General features: G+C 68.2%; 16 protein-coding genes and 1 tRNA gene. 2 read left to right on the forward strand and 15 right to left on the reverse strand.

Translation table 11 applies throughout. The features are described from left to right. The first annotated feature begins 5 nt into the window (after positions 1 to 5). On the forward strand, positions 6 to 1,643 hold the full coding sequence (locus ASE58_RS07560) for an AmpG family muropeptide MFS transporter (protein ID WP_055819329.1): 1,638 nt from the start codon (positions 6 to 8) through the stop codon (positions 1,641 to 1,643). On the opposite strand, the gene ASE58_RS07565 is transcribed toward ASE58_RS07560, so the two are convergent. From ASE58_RS07565 to ASE58_RS07635, 15 genes are all read right to left on the reverse strand, one after another. Next, positions 1,640 to 2,944 (reverse strand): bifunctional folylpolyglutamate synthase/dihydrofolate synthase, encoded by a 1,305-nt coding sequence (locus tag ASE58_RS07565; RefSeq protein ID WP_055819333.1) that lies wholly within the window; start codon positions 2,942 to 2,944, stop codon positions 1,640 to 1,642. The two genes, ASE58_RS07560 and ASE58_RS07565, sit on opposite strands and share 4 nt — an antisense overlap. Before the next feature lie 148 nt (positions 2,945 to 3,092). Continuing rightward, positions 3,093 to 3,944, reverse strand: a complete 852-nt coding sequence (accD, locus tag ASE58_RS07570) for an acetyl-CoA carboxylase, carboxyltransferase subunit beta (protein WP_055819337.1) — start codon at positions 3,942 to 3,944, stop codon at positions 3,093 to 3,095. Then, positions 3,941 to 4,741: a tryptophan synthase subunit alpha gene (trpA, locus tag ASE58_RS07575; RefSeq protein ID WP_055819341.1), complete on the reverse strand. Its 801-nt coding sequence runs from the start codon at positions 4,739 to 4,741 to the stop codon at positions 3,941 to 3,943. Before trpA ends, accD begins: the two co-directional genes overlap by 4 nt. Further along, positions 4,738 to 5,118, reverse strand: a complete 381-nt coding sequence (locus tag ASE58_RS17885; RefSeq protein WP_235513531.1) for an endonuclease domain-containing protein — start codon at positions 5,116 to 5,118, stop codon at positions 4,738 to 4,740. The genes trpA and ASE58_RS17885 overlap by 4 nt, the downstream gene beginning before the upstream one ends. Before the next feature lie 54 nt (positions 5,119 to 5,172). Further along, positions 5,173 to 6,402, reverse strand: coding sequence for a tryptophan synthase subunit beta (trpB, locus tag ASE58_RS07585; RefSeq protein ID WP_055819347.1), 1,230 nt, complete (start codon positions 6,400 to 6,402; stop codon positions 5,173 to 5,175). A gap of 41 nt (positions 6,403 to 6,443) precedes the next feature. After that, positions 6,444 to 7,079 carry a phosphoribosylanthranilate isomerase gene (locus ASE58_RS07590; protein ID WP_055819350.1) on the reverse strand — a complete coding sequence of 212 codons (636 nt, stop codon included), beginning with the start codon at positions 7,077 to 7,079 and terminating at the stop codon, positions 6,444 to 6,446. A 170-nt stretch (positions 7,080 to 7,249) separates the two neighbouring features. Further along, positions 7,250 to 8,206 (reverse strand): glycosidase, encoded by a 957-nt coding sequence (locus ASE58_RS07595; RefSeq protein ID WP_235513532.1) that lies wholly within the window; start codon positions 8,204 to 8,206, stop codon positions 7,250 to 7,252. Continuing rightward, complete coding sequence (locus ASE58_RS07600) at positions 8,203 to 8,970, reverse strand: SDR family NAD(P)-dependent oxidoreductase (protein ID WP_055819352.1); 768 nt, start codon at positions 8,968 to 8,970, stop codon at positions 8,203 to 8,205. The genes ASE58_RS07595 and ASE58_RS07600 overlap by 4 nt, the downstream gene beginning before the upstream one ends. Positions 8,971 to 9,410: 440 nt before the next feature. Next, positions 9,411 to 10,088 (reverse strand): orotidine-5'-phosphate decarboxylase, encoded by a 678-nt coding sequence (gene pyrF / locus ASE58_RS07605; protein WP_055819355.1) that lies wholly within the window; start codon positions 10,086 to 10,088, stop codon positions 9,411 to 9,413. Then, entirely contained in the window at positions 10,085 to 10,444 is a 360-nt protein-coding gene (locus ASE58_RS07610) for a lipopolysaccharide assembly protein LapA domain-containing protein (protein ID WP_055819358.1), read from the reverse strand. The genes pyrF and ASE58_RS07610 overlap by 4 nt, the downstream gene beginning before the upstream one ends. 170 nt (positions 10,445 to 10,614) lie before the next feature. Next, positions 10,615 to 12,912 carry a patatin-like protein gene (locus ASE58_RS07615; protein WP_055819361.1) on the reverse strand — a complete coding sequence of 766 codons (2,298 nt, stop codon included), beginning with the start codon at positions 12,910 to 12,912 and terminating at the stop codon, positions 10,615 to 10,617. Continuing rightward, positions 12,909 to 13,604 carry an endonuclease/exonuclease/phosphatase family protein gene (locus ASE58_RS07620; RefSeq protein ID WP_055819364.1) on the reverse strand — a complete coding sequence of 232 codons (696 nt, stop codon included), beginning with the start codon at positions 13,602 to 13,604 and terminating at the stop codon, positions 12,909 to 12,911. Before ASE58_RS07620 ends, ASE58_RS07615 begins: the two co-directional genes overlap by 4 nt. A gap of 67 nt (positions 13,605 to 13,671) precedes the next feature. Beyond that, positions 13,672 to 14,589 carry a serine O-acetyltransferase EpsC gene (epsC, locus tag ASE58_RS07625; RefSeq protein WP_055819367.1) on the reverse strand — a complete coding sequence of 306 codons (918 nt, stop codon included), beginning with the start codon at positions 14,587 to 14,589 and terminating at the stop codon, positions 13,672 to 13,674. A 113-nt stretch (positions 14,590 to 14,702) separates the two neighbouring features. Further along, on the reverse strand, positions 14,703 to 14,951 hold the full coding sequence (locus tag ASE58_RS07630; protein WP_156347651.1) for a hypothetical protein: 249 nt from the start codon (positions 14,949 to 14,951) through the stop codon (positions 14,703 to 14,705). A gap of 191 nt (positions 14,952 to 15,142) precedes the next feature. Then, positions 15,143 to 15,218, reverse strand: a tRNA-Ala gene (locus tag ASE58_RS07635). 185 nt (positions 15,219 to 15,403) lie between these two features. Here ASE58_RS07635 and ASE58_RS07640 point away from each other — a divergent pair. Continuing rightward, complete coding sequence (locus ASE58_RS07640) at positions 15,404 to 16,711, forward strand: DUF2171 domain-containing protein (RefSeq protein ID WP_055819373.1); 1,308 nt, start codon at positions 15,404 to 15,406, stop codon at positions 16,709 to 16,711. The last annotated feature ends 99 nt before the right edge of the window (positions 16,712 to 16,810 follow it).

The following is a 16,810-nucleotide window of genomic DNA, read 5'->3' on the forward strand; positions in this document are numbered from 1 at the left end:
CTTGCATGACCGAAGCCGCGCCCAAGGGGCTGGCGCTGATCCGTATGGGGCTGAACAACCGCAAGACCGGGGCGATGTTCGCCTTTGGCCTGGCGGCGGGGCTGCCCTTCACGTTGCTGCTCGGCACGCTGAACGCGTGGCTGGGCGAGGCGAAGATAAACCTTGCCACCATCGGCCTGCTGTCGTGGATCGGGCTGGTCTATGCGTTCAAGTTCCTGTGGTCGCCGCTCGTCGACCGTCTGCGCCTGCCGCTGCTCGAACGCTTCGGGCGGCGGCGATCGTGGCTGCTGCTGTGTCAGGGGGCGCTGGCCGCCACCTTCCTGCTGCTCGCGATCAGCGACCCGGCGGTTGCGATCGGCTGGTTTGCACTCGTCGCGGTGATCGGCGCGTTCGCCGCCGCCACGCAGGACGTGGTGATCGATGCGTGGCGGATCGACGTCGCCGACGAACGCGCGACGCTCGGCATCCTGTCTTCCATCTATCAGCTGGGATATCGCCTCGCGACGCTGATCGGCGGCGCGCTGGCGCTGGTGCTCGCCGCCCGGATCGGGTGGCAGACGGTCTATGCGGTCATGGGCGTGCTGATGGGCGTGCTGCTGCTGGTCACCTTGCTCGCCCCCGACACGCCGCGCCCGGCGATCGAGGACGATGCCGTGGCGGTCGCCGGACCCAGTGCGAGGGACAAGCGAACCGGCCTCATCATCGTCGGGCTGTGCTGGGGCTGGGCAATCATTACCATCGCCGCGTTCATGGCGCGGGTGCTGGGGACGCCTGTGGGCGAGACGCCGCCCAGCGTCGGCGATTTTACCCGGCTGACCGGCCCGTGGATCGTGATCGCGACCGTGGTCGTCCCCGCGCTGGTCGCCGCATGGCTCAACCGCCGCGCGCTCAACGCGCAATATTTCGGCTGGGGCGAAGGGGCTGCGGCGCCTGCGACCGGCTTCGTCGAACATGGCTATCGCGCGCTGATCCTGCCGATGGCCGAACTGGTCGGGCGGCTGGGCTTCGGCGTGGTGATCGTGCTGGGCCTGATCCTCAGCTACCGGCTGTGCGATTCGATCTGGGGGCCGTTCGCCTATCCCTTTTATCTGGAGGAACTGAAGTACACGAACGACGAGGTGGCGTTCGCGTCCAAGATTTTCGGCGTCGGCATGACGATCATCGGCGTCTCGCTGGGGGGCGTGTCGTTCGCGCTGCTGGGGCGGATGCCGACCCTGCTGATCGGTGCGATCGTCGCGGCGGCCAGCAACCTGCTCTACGCCGACCTTGCCGCTGGCGCGCCGGTGATCGATGCGGTGGCGGGCGCGCTCGGCCTGCACGGCTTCGGCGTCGAACCGCGCATGGTGCGGCTGATGGTCGCGATCTCGGGCGAGAATATCGCGGGCGGTCTGGCCGGCGCGGCGTTCGTCGCCTACCTCTCCTCGATCGCCAGCAAGGAATATAGCGCGGTCCAATATGCGCTGCTGTCCTCGCTGACGCTACTGGTCGGCTCGCTCGGCCGCGCCGGGCTGGGCGAGGCGGTCGAGCAAATGGGTTATGCGCCCGTGTTCCGCTTCACCGCCGCGCTGGGCCTGGTCGCGGTGGTGTTCGTGCTGCTCGAATGGGTACGCTGGCGGCGCGAACTCGCGCGGGCGGGCGCCTAAACCGGCACCTCGTCGTTCGCCGCCAACACCGTCCCCGCCAGATACAGCGACCCGGCGATCAGCACCGCCTCCGGCTCCGACCGCGCCAGCAGATCCAGCGCCGCCGCCGGATCGGTCGCCACATCGGCGCTCAAGCCCAGCGCCTTCGCCTGCCGCGCCAGATCGGCTGGCGCATGATGGGCGTGGCCCGGCACCGGCACCGCGACGACATGGTCGATCACCTCGGCCAGATGCGCCAGCACCGCGCCCGCGTCCTTGTTGGCGAGCATCCCCAGCACCAGCGCCGATCGCTCGCCCCGGCTGATCCGCGGCCACACCCGCGCCACCTCGATCGCCGCCGATTCGTTATGCGCGCCGTCCAGCCACACCCCGTGGCGCGGATCGACCCGCCCGGTCAGCGGTCCCTGCGCCGCCAGCCGCTGCATCCGCGCCGGCCAGCGCGCCGCCCGTGCCCCCGCGACGATCGCGACATCGGGTACGTCGACCGCCGACTGATGCCGCAGCATCGCCGCCGCCAAGGCCAGATTGTCGCGCTGGTGCAGCCCGGCCAGTGCCGGTTCGGGCAGGTCGATGGTGCCCCGCGCATCGCGATATCGCCCGTCGATGGCGTCCCACGCGGCACCCCTCGCCAGCAACACCCCGCCCGCCGCCGCCACCGTCTCCGCCACCCGCGTGGCTAGGTCGTGCGGGTAGGCGAGGGTGACGATCGGTACGCCCGGCTTGGCGATCCCCGCCTTCTCGCCCGCGATCCCGACCAGCGACGATCCCAGAAACGCCTCGTGATCGATGCCCAGCGCCGCGATCCCGCAGACGGCCGGCGCGGGCAGGACGTTGGTCGCGTCCAGCCGCCCGCCCAGACCCACCTCGATCACGCACGCATCCGCCGGCGTCCGCGCGAACGCCACGAACGCGGCAGCGGTGGTGATCTCGAAGAAGCTCGCCCCGATCCCCTCGGCGACGTCCAGCACCTCCGCCAGCAACCCGGCCAGCGCCGCATCGTCGATCAGCGTGCCCGCCAGCCGGATACGTTCGTTGAACCGCACCAGATGCGGGCTGGCATAGACATGGACGCGGTGGCCCGCCGCCTCGATTGCCGCGCGCAGATACGCGCAGGTCGACCCCTTGCCGTTGGTGCCCGCGACATGGAAGACCGGCGGCAGCCGCAGGTGCGGATCGCCCAGCCGGGCGAGCAGCCGCGTGATCCGTTCGAGGCCGAGAATGTCGGCTCCGGGGGAAAGCGTCACCAATCGGTCGAGCTGCGCCTGCATGGCAGGATCGGCGGAAATCGCAAAATCGGGCAAACCAAATCCTCCCCGGCACGGGGAGGGGGACCATGCGCAGCATGGTGGAGGGGGCTATCCACCTCCACGACGGTTGCGTCTGGAGGCGATCCCCCTCCACCAGCCTGCGGCTGGTCCCCCTCCCCGCGAGCGGGGAGGAACTAACCGTTCAAGCCGCTTCCTTGCGCCCCAGAAACTCGATCAGTTGCGCCAGCTCGCCCGGCAAATCACGGCGATGCGTCACGCGGTCGATCAGGCCGTGGTCGCGATAATATTCGCTGGTCTGGAAATCGTCGGGCAGCTTTTCGCGGATCGTGCTCTCGATCACGCGCCGCCCGGTGAACGCCAGCGTCGCCTTCGGCTCGGCAATCTGCACGTCGCCCAGCATCGCATAGGCCGCCATGACCCCGCCCGACGTCGGATCGGTCAGCACCACCAGATATGGCAGCCCGGCATCGTGCAGCATCTCGATCGCGACGGTCGTGCGCGGCATCTGCATCAGGCTCAAAATGCCCTCTTGCATCCGCGCACCACCGCTGGCGGTGAACACGATGTATGGCACCCCGCGCGCGATCGCCGCCTCGACCCCGGCGATGAACGCCTCGCCCACGAACTGGCCCATCGATCCGCCCATGAACGCGAAATTCTGGACCCCGATCACGCAAGGCTTGCCGTTGATCGTGCCATAGGCGTTCTGATACGCGTCCTGCTCGCCGGTATCGGTACGCGCGGTCTTCAGCCGGTCGACATAGCGCTTGCTGTCGCGGAACTTCAGCGGGTCTTCGGCGACCTTCGGGTTCGGCAGGATCTGGACGCTGCCGTCATCGAACAGCTGCTGGAACCGCTCCTTCGGCCCGATGCGCCCGTGATGGTCGCATTTCGGGCAGACGTGCAGATTCTCTTCCCATTCCTTGGTGAAGATCATCTGCCCGCATCCCTTGCACTTGTGCCAGAGATGGTCGGGCGTTTCCTTGCGCGCGACGAAGGGGAGGGCGTTGCGGACGCGATTGAGCCAGCTCATGCGGGTTCCTTGCTCGCCTGCGCGACGGCAGTGGCGAGGGTTTCGATATAGCTACGGACAGGTTCGGCGGCGTTGGCGCCGTGCTCGGCAATGATCTCGACGATCGCCGATCCGACGACCACGCCGTCCGCAACGCGGGCGATATTGGCGGCCTGTTCCGGCGTGCGCACGCCGAAGCCGACCGCGATCGGCAGGGTGGTCGCGGCCTTCAGCCGGGCGACCGCCTCGTCGATCGAAGCCTGCACCGCCTGCTGCTTGCCGGTAATCCCGGCGACCGAGACGTAATAAAGGAAGCCGCCGGCTCCCTCCAGCACTGCCGGCAACCGCGCGGCGTCGGTGGTCGGCGTGGCCAGCCGGATCGGCGCAATGCCATGCGCGCGCAACTGCACGCCAAGGCTATCGTCTTCCTCGGGCGGAATGTCGACGCAGATCACGCCGTCGACGCCCGCCGCCACGCAGCCTTGCGCGAACCACTCCGCCCCGCGCCGGACCATCGGATTGGCATAGCCCATCAGCACCAGCGGCACTTGCGGATGCCGCTCCCGAAACCCGGTCGCGATGCGCAGCACGTCGGCGGTGCGCGTGCCGGCGTCGAGGCTGCGAATATTGGCCGACTGGATCGCGGGGCCATCGGCCATCGGATCGGTGAACGGCATCCCAAGCTCGATCACGTCCGCCCCGCCGGCGACCAGCGCGTCGAGGATGGCCGGCGTGGCGTCAGGCGTCGGATCTCCAGCGGTCACGAAACAGACGAGCGCCGGGCGACCCTTGCTGAATGCGGCAGCGAGACGAGTCAAAGCCCTCTCCCCTGAAGGGGAGAGGGTTGGGAGAGGGGGTTGTTCACGACATCTTCCAACAAGCGCAACACGCCTTCCAAATTATGCATCACGTCAGCATTAGTGAACCGCACTACCCGATAGCCGAGCTCGGTCAAATAGGCGGTGCGCTCGGCATCGTAATCGACCGTATCGCCGTGCAAATGGCCATCCACCTCGACCACGAGCTTCGGTGCGTTCGAGGCAAAGTCCGCGATATACGGCCCGATCACCTTCTGCCGCCGAAACTTGACGCCAGCGAAGCGTTCCGCCCGCAACGCGAACCACAGCTTTTGCTCGGCGGGGGTAGGAACCTTGCGCGCCGCCTTGGCTCGCTCGATCAACGAAGCGTCGCGCACTGCCCCTCTCCCAACCCTCTCCCAACCCTCTCCCATGAAGGGGAGAGGGCTTTTTTAGATTTCGACCCCCAGCGCGCTGGCCACGGTGAAGATATCCTTGTCCCCGCGCCCGCACAGGTTCGCCAGGATGATCTGGTCCGACCGCATGGTCTTGGCCCGCCGCGCCACAGCGGCGATCGCATGCGCCGGCTCCAGCGCGGGGATGATTCCCTCGGTCCGGCATAGCAGCTGGAACGCATCCAGCGCTTCCTTGTCGGTCGCGCTGTCATATTCGACGCGCCCGATATCGCGCAGCCACGCATGTTCCGGCCCGATCCCCGGATAGTCGAGCCCGGCCGAGATCGAATGCCCCTCGGCGATCTGCCCGTCCTCGTCCTGCAGCAGATAGGTCTTGTTGCCATGCAGGATGCCGGGGAACCCGCCCGCCAGCGATGCGGCATGGTCCTTGTCCAGCCCGTGGCCCGCCGCCTCGACGCCCAGCATCGCGACGTCGGCATCGTCGAGGAACGGATGGAACAGCCCGATCGCGTTCGACCCGCCACCGATCGCCGCGACCAGCAGGTCGGGCAGGCGGCCGGTGCGCTCCATCATCTGTGCGCGCGCCTCGCGGCCGATGATGCTCTGGAAATCGCGCACCAGCTCCGGATAGGGATGCGGCCCGGCGGCGGTGCCGATGATGTAGAAGGTGTCGTGGACGTTCGCGACCCAGTCGCGCAGGCCCTCGTTCATCGCATCTGACAGCGTGGCCGCGCCCGAGGTGACCGGCCGGACTTCGGCCCCCAACAGCTTCATGCGGAACACATTGGGCTGCTGCCGCTCGATATCGCGCGCACCCATGTAGATGACGCAGGGCAGGCCGAAGCGGGCACAGACGGCGGCCGTCGCCACGCCGTGCTGGCCCGCGCCCGTCTCGGCGATGATCCGCGTCTTGCCCATGCGGATCGCCAACAGGATCTGGCCGATGCAGTTGTTGATCTTGTGCGCGCCGGTATGGTTCAGCTCGTCGCGCTTGAACCACACCTGCGCGCCCATGCCCGGTTCGGCCGACGCGCGCAGCGTCTCCGACAGCCGCTCGGCGTGATAGAGCGGGCTGGGCCGACCGACATAATGGGTCATCAGATCGTCGAACTGCGCCGCAAAGGCCGGGTCGGCCTTCGCCGCCTTGTATTCGCGGTCGAGGTCGAGGATCAGCGGCATCAGCGTTTCTGCGACATAGCGGCCGCCGAAATCACCGAAATGCCCGCGGTCGTCGGGCTGTGCGCGATAGCTGTTGGGGGCGTTCATGGCGACGCTCGTTACGCCGCACGCGCGCCCATGTCTATCGATCAGGCACTGCGCACGCTTGCACAAAAGGCTAGGATGCGCTGCGGGTCCTTGACACCCGGCGCGCTTTCCACGCCCGACGATACATCGACCAGCGGCGCGCGCGTCACGCGGATCGCCTCGGCGACGTTCCCCGCATCCAGCCCGCCCGACAGCGCCCAGGGGAGCGGATGGCGGAACCCGTCGAGCAGCCCCCAGTCGAACCGCAACCCCATCCCACCGGGCAGCGCCGCACCCGGCGGCGTCTTGGCATCGTACAGCACCCGGTCGGCCGCCCCGGCCAACGCCCGCGCACCGTCCAGATCGGCCCGCGTCTTTACCGCCACCGCGCCCCACGTCTCACGACCGGTTCGCGCACGGATCGCCGCGACGCGATCCGGCGCGGTCTTGTGCAACTGCACCACGTCCAGCCGCGCCGCCGCCCTCGCCGCATCGAGCAGCGCATCGTCGGGATCGACGAACACCCCGACCTTCGCCACCCGCCCCGGCACGCCTTGCGCCAGACCGCTGGCAACGTCGAACCCGACATTGCGCGGGGAGGGGGCGAAGAACACCAGCCCGATATGGCTCSCCCCCGCACCCAGCGCGGCGGACAGGGTTTCTGGGGTGGAAAGTCCGCAAATCTTGATGAGGGTCATGGCGCGTGGCTTAGAAGGTTGCGGGCGGAAAGAGAACCATCAGTTGGTGCGCGCGCTCCCTTCCCAACGTCACCCCGGACTTGATCCGGGGTCCCGCTTCTTCTTCCGACCGGCCGCCGCAAGAAAGCGGGACCCCGGGTCAAGCCCGGGGTGACGGCGGTCGGAACCCCTCAACTCCGCCGGATCAACGCCCGCGCCAGCCGCCGGTCCTCCAGCGAATAATACAGCCAGATCGCCCCATCGACGACCACCACCGACGCCGCGAACGCAATGTCGGTCGCGGTGCGGTCATCGACCGGCGGTGGCGTCACCAGCGGCTGGATGCCGCGCGCCACGACGCGAGAATATTCGGCATCGAACGCCACCCACCCGATCCGCCAGCGCGCATCGCGGGTCGCGCCGTTATAGAACATCACCGGCCGCGCCGGATCATCGGTTAACAGCGGCCCGGTCGACAGATGCCAGTCGTCCCAGCTATTTTCGCGCGGGGTGAACGGCGTCGGCTGTTCGTCCCACGGCCCGGCCACATCGGCACCCACTGCCAGCCCGATCCGCGACGCTTCGTCGGCGGCATATTCATAGAACAACCGCCAGCCGCCATCAGCGGTGCGATCGACCGTCGCCTCCTTGGTATTACCCTCCGACTTGGACGACGCCAGCGCGACCCCGCTCTTGGTCAGCGCATCCAGCGTCGGCCCAGCGGCATAGGACAGTTCGCCATGCGAATGATCCGCCAGCACCCCCGAATAATAGACGACATAGCCCGCATCGGTTTGCACCACCGTCGGGTCCTCCACGCCGCCCGCGTCATGGTCGCCCGGCCCCGGCACGATCGACGGCCGGTCGAGCATCCGGAAATGCTGCCCGTCGTCGCTCCACCCGGCCCAGATCACGCCGGTATCGACCAGTTCCTGCCCCGGCGGCACCACCGCGCGCACCATCATCGCATAGCGCCCGTCGCCCTCGCGCCAGACGAACGGACTCATCAGGTCGCGCGCCATCAGCTCGGGCGGCCCCTCGATCGTGACGTCCTCGATCGCCTTCACGTTGAAATCGAGCGCTACGGGGCTGTCGGCGACGGCATCCTTGCGATGCGGATCGGCGACGGGGGAGGGGGCGGCGATCACGCGCCCAGCGCTTGCATCAGCGATAGCCCGCCATCGATCACGATCCGCGCACCGGTGATATAGCGCGCCTTGTCCGACGCCAGGAACACCGCCAGATCGGCGACCTCCTCGGCCCGGCCTGCGCGGCCGAGCGGGATGTTGCGCTCCAGCGTCGCGCGATAGGTCGCGTCCGCACTCGCCTTCGCATTCATCGGCGTCAGGATCATGCCCGGTTCGATCGCGTTCACCCGGATGCGGCGCGGTGCCTCCTCGATCGCCAGCGTCTCGACCAGGTTCGACAGCCCGCCCTTCGCCGCGCAATAATCCGCACCACCCGCACGCACTGCATAGGCATGGATCGACGAGATGTGCAGGATCGCCGCATCGCCCGGCTCGGTGCCCCGCCCGGTCAGGAACCGCCGCGAGGTGAGGAACGCCCCGGTCAGGTCGGTGTCTATCAACCGCCGCCACTGGTCGAGCGTCATGTCGCGCACCGTCACGCCCGACATGTTCAGCCCGGCCGAATTGACCAGCACACCCGCCGGACCCCAGGCCTGCTCGACCGCCGCAAAGGCGGCATCGACCGATGCCTCGTCGGCGACGTCGGCCTGCACCGTCATCGCCTCACCCCCGGCCGCACGCACCGCATCGGCGCTGGCCTCCGCCGCCGTCGCATCCGAATAATAGCCGATCGCCACACGGTCGCCCAAGGCGCCGAACGCCGCCGCACAGGCCGCACCGATGCCCGATTCGCCGCCGGTCACGAAGATGGTTCGCCGGTCCATGGTTCCTCCGCAGATATCCCTGCCCGCAACGCCAGGCACGCGGATAGGTTCAGGGGCGCAACGGCTTTCCTACAAACGGACGATCTGCCAGCGTGGCCGCGATGGTCGCGCCTGCGTGAGCGGCAGGCGTTTTGACAGGGTGGCGCAGCCATCGCGAAAGACTGTGGCGAGTGTGAACTTTGTGAACTTTGGGCGCGAAAACGGCGGATTTGCGCGGGGTCGGCTGCCCTATAATACCGCGTCACCCCGGACTTGATCCGGGGTCCCGCTTCTTCTTCTACGATCGGAGAACAGCGGGCTAATTGAGCGTGACGATTTCAGCCCCACCCAAGGCCCCGCCGCGGGCAAAGCTCGCGTCGTCGGACGGCGCTGTTCGCGCCGCCGGCCGGACGCGCCTCGTGCGGCTCGGTCGAGCTTCGCTCGACCTTGCCCGGCGCGTCCTACAACGTCCCCTCAATCGCCCGAGCTGCCTGATCCGGGTCCGCCGCCTGCGTAATCGGCCGCCCGATCACCAGCACCGACGCCCCGGCATCCAGCGCGGCACGCGGGGTCACCACCCGCTTCTGGTCGCCGACCGGGCCGTCCGCCGGGCGGACGCCGGGCACCACGAAGAACCCCTGCGGCCACGCCTTCTTCGCCGCCGCCACCTCGGCGCCCGAACACACCACGCCGTCGATCCCGGCGCTCTTGGCCAGTTCGGTCAGCCGCACGACCTGCTCATGCGGGTCGGGGGCAAGGCCGATCGACAACAGGTCATGCGCGTCGAGGCTGGTCAGCATGGTGACCGCGACGACCTTCGTCCCCACCGGTGCGGCGGCCTTCGCATCCTCCAGCATCGCCCGCCCGCCGGCAGCATGGACGGTCAGGATCGCCGGGTTCATCGGGCCCAGCGCCTGGATCGCCTTGGCGACCGTATTGGGAATGTCGTGGAATTTCAGATCGAGAAAGATCGGCAGGCCGAGATCCGCCATGGTCCGCACCCCCGCCCGGCCATTGGCCATGAAGAATTCGAGGCCCAGTTTCAGCCCGCCGACATGGCCGCGCACCTGTTGCGCCAGCGCCTTGGCGCGGTCGAGGTCGGGGGTGTCGATCGCGACATAGATGGGCGAACGGCTCACAATGCGGCTCCCGGTGCGATGGGCGAAGGAACGGGGGCGGCGATGGCCCCCGGTGCGACCTGCGACGGGATGGGCGCGGGATCGGCCGGGACCGACACCGGCTCGGCCCGGTGCAGCGCCGCCAGCGTCCGGTCGGTCGCCACGATCCGCTGCCGCAGCCGCCACCGCGTCAGGTGCAGCGCGACGAAGGTCGGCAGGAACCCGGCAAGGAACGTGACGAGCAGCAGCAGCGGCAGGTTCACATCGGCATAGAGCGACCCCCACAGCTTCAGCGGGACCATCGTCATGTTGTTCAGCGCAAAGGCGACGATCACCCCGACCAGCAAGGCCCAGAAGAGGGTTTTCAGGAATTGCATGCGGTGTGCGCCTTCGTCGTTATGCTCGCTTGGGGCCTATCCTTACGCCGGTCGGTCAGGAATTTCCAATAGCGGCGGGCAGGCTCGTCGGACACCACCGCCAGCCTCAACCGTCACCCCGGACGTGATCCGGGGTCCCGCTTCTTCTGTGCGGGGTTTGCCCGTCGCCGCTAACCGATCTCGGAGCGCAATTCGTCGAACAGCGGCTGGATCGTCGTCAGCCGCGGCTCCTCCTCGTCCAGAATGGCGAGGAACGCGGCGCGCTTGTGCCGGGTGATCCAGCCCGGCGGCAGGCGGACATCACCCGGCAGCGTCGACAGCGCGATATCGATCATCCGCTCCGCCCCGTGCAGGCGACCCCACAGATAGTCGTTCTCGCGGTACGACCGGCTGAAGAACGCCCCGAAATTGTTGAACCGGATGCCCTTCAGCGTCGCCTCGGCCCCGCCCGCGCGGATCGAGGGGGCGTCGTCGGGGGCGATCCGGTCGACCCGCACCGGATCGAATTCGTCCAGCCCTTCGCCGCCCAGCAGCGGCAGCGTCGCGATGTCGAAGAACGGAAAGCCCAGATAGGCGAGGAGCACCGGCCGGCGGATCTCACGCGGGGCGGCGGACAGCGCCGCCGACAAATGCTCCTCGGCACGCGCGTCGAGCGTCGCCAGGTCCATCGCCGCCGCCATCGCCGCCAGCAACTCGGCCGGATCGGCACGCTTGTCGGCGGCCTGTTGCCGGACGGCGGCGAAATGGTCGGCATGTTCGCACGCCAGATAGGGGGTCAGGCTGGCAAAGATCGCCTCGCGCACCGGGGCCAGCGCCGCCGCATCCTGTTCCGGCTCCATCGCCGAAACGGTCCGGACCAGCAGCCGCAGCCGCCGGATGCGAAACGCCAGGTCGTGCGCCCGCAGGAAATCGATCGATGCCGTGGCCGCGCCGTCGCCGTCGAACTGGTCGGCACCGCGCTCGACGACGATCCGGTGGAACGCCGCGCGCAGCCGCCGCCGGCGATCGGGGGAGGGGTCGTCGGCCAGCGTCGCGATACGATCGGCCAGTCGGTCGAGCACCTGATCGATCTTCAGCAGGCCGTACGCGGCATGGCCATATCCGGCGCGCCTGGCCGCCTGCACCTGCGCCCGCTGTCGCCAGCCGGCCAGCCGCGAAGGCGTCGGCCAGTCGAGGAACAGCGTATAGCCGAACAGCTGCTCGACCTCCGCCTCGACCCCGGCGCGCAGCTTCTCGACGATCGCCAGCATCCGCTCGATCCGCTCCGACCGGCGCTGGATCGCGTCCAGATTGTCGCGGATCGGCTGCTTGCGCGGCAGTTCGGACAGCGCGCCCAGAATCGTCTGGAAAAAGGTCGGCGGCCCCTTGGTCTCCGGGCCGATCCCGAACTTGTGGTTGGGCGCGGGGTCCAGATAGACGAAGCGCCGGTCGATCTGCCGTCGCGCCGGGCGTTCGCGCAGCGCATCAATCGCCGGGCGGAACGGGGCGTTGGCCAGCACCGAACCGTCGATCAGCGCCGCCTGCTCGACCATGCCCACCGCCGCCTGTCGCGGCAGCACCCGGCGCAGGAACGCCTCGCGCCCCGGCCAGTCGGTGCCCCGGTCCTTGAGCGCCGTATCCAGCTCCCCCACCCGGAACGGCGGGAACGCGCCGGGAAAGCTCGACGTCGCCCGCGCCGCGAACACCAGTTCGGCGGGATCGGCGAGCGGCCCGTCGCCATGGTCGGAAAAGCCGATGACGATGCGGTGCTCGGTCTCGACCACCTCCTTCGGCGAATTGAGCCGCAGCAGTTCGGGGTGCCCGGCAAAGTCGGTGACGGTGACGAACAGGTCGAGCGGCTGGCCCGGCGGCAACAGCCGTGGTCCGACCGGCCCAGCCGCCATCGCCTCGAACGCGTTCAGCAGCATGTCGACCATCGCCCGCCCGCCGAAAGGCGGTTCGAACCACCGCGCCCGCACGAACCGGTCGAGCTTGGCGCGCAGTTCGTCGCGCGCGGCGACGTCGACGCTTGACACGTCCTCGCCCTCGCGGCCCAGCGCCATCCACGCGATCGGCCGTGCCCAGGGGCGCGACAGCGCGCTCGCCGGGGCCTGCGCCGGATCGATCAACGCCTCGATGTCCGCGCCCTCCAGCCACAATTCGGTCAGCGGGTCGAGCGACTGTCCGGTCGCGACCGCATGCGCCAGGAACACGCCGTTGATCCCGCCGGCACTCGCCCCGGCGACGATATCGACCAGCACCCGCAGCCGGATGCCGCTCAGCGCCGCCAACTCGTGCAGCATCGCCTGGTACACCCCGGCACTGCCGCCCAGCGCATCGCCATCGTCCTGCATCGCGCGGCTGGCGCGGGCGATATGCCACACCTCCTTGACCACCCCGTGCATATAGACCGCAAGGCTGATCCCGCCGTAGCAGACCAGCGCCAGTCGCAATTCGCGGTCGTGGAGCGGGGGCGGCGCGTCGCTCATGCCGCGTCGAGCGTCGCCCAGATCGGCAAATGGTCCGATGCCTTGCGCGCGGCGGCGCTGTGATGGGTGCCCGAATCGACGACACGCAGCCCGCTTGACACCATGATCCGGTCGAGCCGCCCGACCGGGTGCCGCGCATGGAAGCTGGGGCCGGTCTCGGCGAAACGATGGTTCCGCCCGAAATCGCGCAGGCATCCCGATTGCGGCGTCCATTCGTTCAGGTCGCCCATCAGGACGCTGGGCAGCGGCGGCTGGCACCCATCGACGTCGTGCAGGATCGCATGTGCCTGCTTGCGCCGCCACAACCCGGACAGGTCGAGATGCATGCCCACGACCCGGATCGTCATGCCGTTCAGCGTCACATCGGCCCGCACTGCGCCGCGCGGCTCCAGCGCCGGAATCTCGATCCGCCGAGGGGCGCTGATCGTCGCGTCCTTGCGCACCAGCAGGGCATTGCCGTGCCAGCCCATCGACTGTGCGCGGATGGCGATCGGCACCGGCTTCCACGGGCTGTGGTCGTCCAGCATGTTGAGCGGGATGACCCCGGCGCGCTCGCCCAGCCGCCGATCGCATTCCTGCAGCGCGATGATGTCGGCATCGACCTCGCGCAACACCTCCAGCGTGCGTCCGGGCATGCGGCGGCGATCGGTCCCGATCGCTTTGCGCATATTGTAGCTGGCTACCTTTATCATCGTTCACCGCTCAACGTCAGGGCGGTCGATTTCGTTTCGCCTGCGTCCCCGAAAGGCCGTCAAAAGATCAGGACGCCGCGACCGCCTCCGGCTGGACGATGACGGTGTGCGGCGCGACATCCTTCAACAGCCACACATTGCCGCCGATCACCGCACGGTCGCCGATCTTCACCCGGCCGAGGATCGTCGCGCCGGCATAGATCACCACGTCGTCGCCGACGATCGGGTGGCGGGGAATCCGCTCGGCAAAGGGGCCGCTGTCGCCGCGCGGCTGCGACCGGTGCGGGGTGCGCGCGCCCAGCGTGACATGCTGGTACAGCCGCACCCGCGCGCCGATGACCGCCGTCTCGCCGATCACGACGCCGGTGCCGTGGTCGATGAAGAAGCCCGGCCCGATCGTGGCACCGGGATGAATGTCGATGCCGGTGCGTTCGTTGGCGATTTCCGACACGATCCGCGCGACGATCGGCGCGCCCAGCGAATCCAGCTCATGCGCCAGCCGGTGGTGCAGGATGGCGGTGGCGCCGGGGTAGCAGATCAGGATTTCATCGACGCTGCGCGCGGCCGGATCGCCGCGAAAGATCGCCGCCACATCGGTATCGAGCAATGCCCGCACCCGCGACAGCGTGCCCGCGAACAACCGCACGATCTCCGCCGGACGGTCGGCAGCGGCCTCGATCCCGGCGGCATCGCGCCAGTAGGCGAATTCGGCGACGATCGCGGCATCGAGCAGCGCGAACGCCTCGGTCAGCCGTTCGGCGACGAAATGATCCTCCGCCGCCGGATCGCCGACGAACCCGCCGATCCGCGCCGGGAACAGCGCCGCCGCCAACAGCTCGACTGTGCGCGCCAACGGTGCCCGGCGCGGAAAGTCGCCCGGCTGGCGTCGGCTGGGCTGCGCCTGTCGCCATGCCATGCGCGCGCTCGACAGGGCACGGGTCGCATGGTCGATCGCGCGGCGTCGGTCGTCATCGGGCAGGGTCATCGAACAGGCTCGCAGAATAAAAAGGGCCGGGCGGCATGCACCGTCCGGCCCGAGTTGCGCTTAGGGAGCTAACCAAAGCGATGCGGAAGGCCGCGCGCGGGGCGCGGCGAAACTCAAAGGCCCGCGGCGTTCGCCACCGGATCGGCCGCATTGGGGGCCGCGTCGTTCAGCACCACATTGTCGCCGGGCAGGGCGACGTCGTTGCCAAGCGCGGTGTCGTTGGCCAGCGGTTCGTCGAGCGAGGTCAGGTTCGTCTCGACCGTGCTGTTGTCGATCGCGGCATTCTCGACGGCGCTATTGCCCGAACATGCCGCCAGACCCAGCAGCGCAACAGCCGCGAGCGGTGCGATAAATGGCTTCAAACCCGATCTCCCCGTTTCAAAATCGCCGATCGCGGCGATGTCGATGCCCGTTGTAGGCATCGGGGCGGGGCGGGGAATAATCCCATTACTTTAGTGGGGTATTGCTCCGCTATCAACGGACGGCAACGGGCCATGCGTAGACGGTGCGTTGGCACGCAGCCGGATCATGGCGATGTCGGAAAATGGCGGGGTGGTGGAGCTGAGGGGAATCGAACCCCTGACCTCTGCAGTGCGATTGCAGCGCTCTCCCATCTGAGCTACAGCCCCGCCCCGTGCCCGGACTTCGCCGGGGCCGATCCCTTAGCGGCCCCAAAATGCGGATGCAACGGGTCTCGCGCATTTCCGGATCAAAATCATGGTGCCGCAACCGGTCGCTGCGGCAGGCCCCTTCGTCGTGCGCGTACCGGATGTGCCGGAACCATCCGCCGGGTCGGTGCTTCTTGGGAGACGACATGGCAGCAGCCAACTTGCTGCCGCGCCGCGATAACATGAACCATCTGCAGGAGATTTTCATGGCCTATGATCGCAATTCGCGCGACGACGACTGGTCGCGCAACAACCGCAACGACGATAGCCGCTGGCGGGACCGGGACGATCGTGGCCAGGGTGGTTACGGTAGCCAGAGCTATGGCAGCGGATCGCAGCAGCGCGATGAACAGGGCAATCGCGACTATTATGGCGGCCGCTCGTCCTACGGGTCGAGCTACGGCACCGATCGCGACCGGGGCTATGGCAACGATCGTGACCGGAGCTATGGCAGCCGCGACTTCGATCATGCCGATCGCGGATCGCGCAGCTATGGCTCGCAGGGCAGCAGCTACGGCACGCAGGGTGACCGGTATCGCGGTGGCTATTCGACCGACGGCAACCGTTTCGGCGATCAGGGCGAACGCAGCGCACGCTATGGTAATGACCGCCTCCGCGGTGACCGCGATCGCCAGCGCGACAATCTCGACTATGATGCCGCCGATCGCGGTTTCCTCGCCCGTGCCGGCGACGAAGTCCGGTCGTGGTTCGGCGATGAGGACGCAGAGCGCCGCCGCGAACGCGACCAGCGCTATGACGAACAGATGGCGCGCTATGACGACCGTCACAGCGACCACGCCTATCGGTCGTGGCGCGATACGCAGGTCAGCGCGTTCGACCGCGACTATGACGAATATCGCCAGGAAAATTCGCAGCGTTTCCAGAGCGAATTCAGCGCGTTCCGCACCGAACGGCAGACGCAGCGCGACAGCCTGAACCAGGTGACCGAGCATATGGAAGTCGTCGGTTCGGACGACGAACATGTCGGCACGGTGGACAAGGTGCGCGGCGACCGCATCATCCTGACGAAGACTGACAAGGACGCCGGTGGCCATCACCATTCGATCCCGTCGCGCTGGGTATCGTCGGTCGACGGCAAGGTGAAGCTGCGCAAAACCGCCAGCGAAGCCAAGCAGGCATGGCGCGACGAGGAACAGCAGCAGGCGATGTTCGGCAATCAGTCGCAGCAGCGCTATGGCAGCGACCGCTATGGCAGCGACCGCTTCGGTAGCCAGACCGGCAACGAAGACCGTACGCGCGAAGCCAACCGCTACGGCGCGTCGACCACGACCGGCCAGGCGCTGGGCGCGGGTACCTCGACCACGGCCGGGACCGGCGTGTCGGGTACCACGACGGGAACTGGGCTGTCGGGTACCACGACCGGCACCGGGCTGTCGGGTTCGACCACCGATAGCGACACCAACCTCAATCGCAGCTTCCCCGGCACCTACTGACCGGCTCGCAGCGATGACAGTGGAGGGGCTCGGGAAACCGGGCCCCTTTGCTTTTGGGCGGTCGCTGCTTAAGTTGCGCTACGAAACTGATATGGAGCA

Source organism: Sphingomonas sp. Leaf9, from assembly GCF_001421355.1.
Classification (GTDB): domain Bacteria; phylum Pseudomonadota; class Alphaproteobacteria; order Sphingomonadales; family Sphingomonadaceae; genus Sphingomonas.